Origin of the sequence: Buchnera aphidicola (Pemphigus obesinymphae), assembly GCF_026122815.1 — a bacterium.
In the GTDB taxonomy this organism is placed as follows: domain Bacteria; phylum Pseudomonadota; class Gammaproteobacteria; order Enterobacterales; family Enterobacteriaceae; genus Buchnera_C; species Buchnera_C aphidicola_BJ.
The window spans coordinates 1-905 of the sequence record NZ_JAIWQW010000048.1 but is presented as its reverse complement, the minus strand read 5'-3'; the positions used below and the strand labels follow the sequence as shown (position 1 = coordinate 905).

Annotated in this window: 1 protein-coding gene; it reads right to left on the bottom strand. The window is 19.1% G+C overall.

Going from position 1 to position 905, the window contains the following annotated elements:
* Positions 1-425: aspartate-semialdehyde dehydrogenase (locus LDP10_RS02990; RefSeq protein WP_265197260.1), on the bottom strand; the 425-nt coding region annotated here is incomplete at its 3' end.
* Between the last annotated feature and the right edge of the window lie 480 nt (positions 426-905).

The window sequence follows — 905 nt, the reverse complement described above, 5'->3', positions numbered from 1 at the left end:
ATTAAACTAACTGTACAATTACCACCTATAAAATTTTTTATACCATGTTGTATGCTTTTTTCTATTATATTTTTATTAACTGGATCTAAAACTATAATAGAATCTTTTTGCATTCTTAACGTTGAGGCAGCATCTATCCAATAACCATTCCAACCTATCTTCCTTAACTTGTAAAAAATAATATTAGTATATTCTCCTCCTTGACAGGTAATAATAATATCTAATGCTTTTAAAGCTTCAATATTATAAGCATCCTCTAATTTAGATTGAATAACTCCTTGTATTTTAGGACCAATTTGACCTTTTTGCGATGTAGAAAAAAAAACAGGAACAATTTTTTCAAAATCATTTTCTTCACACATTCTATTTAATAACACTGATCCTACCATTCCTCTCCAACCTATAAAACCGACTTTTTTCTTCATTTTTTTTACAATATGTTAGATTAGTTGTTATTTATATAATAATAAATATTATATATACTCTTATATAAAAAAATAAATACAAATTTATAAAAATGATAATGTAATTTACCTTAAATTTTATCATTTTTAAAATAAACAATTAGATTATAAAACATATTTTGAAATAAATAAACTAACTATATTATATATATACCATCTCATCCTCTATTTTAAAATAACACTTTATGTTAACCTAACATTATTTATTCAAAACATATTATACATAAAAATATTTACTATCTAATAAAACAAAAAATACGTATTATCTGAAATAACACAATTGATTATTGTATTCGTTTTTTTTAATATCTTTATATTAAATAAATAAAAAAATAAATTAAATATTGTATTAAAATATTCAATTTCATATATTCTATAAATTATAAATATTAATATATTTTTGATATATCATAAAAATAAAATATTTTATATATATAAGAA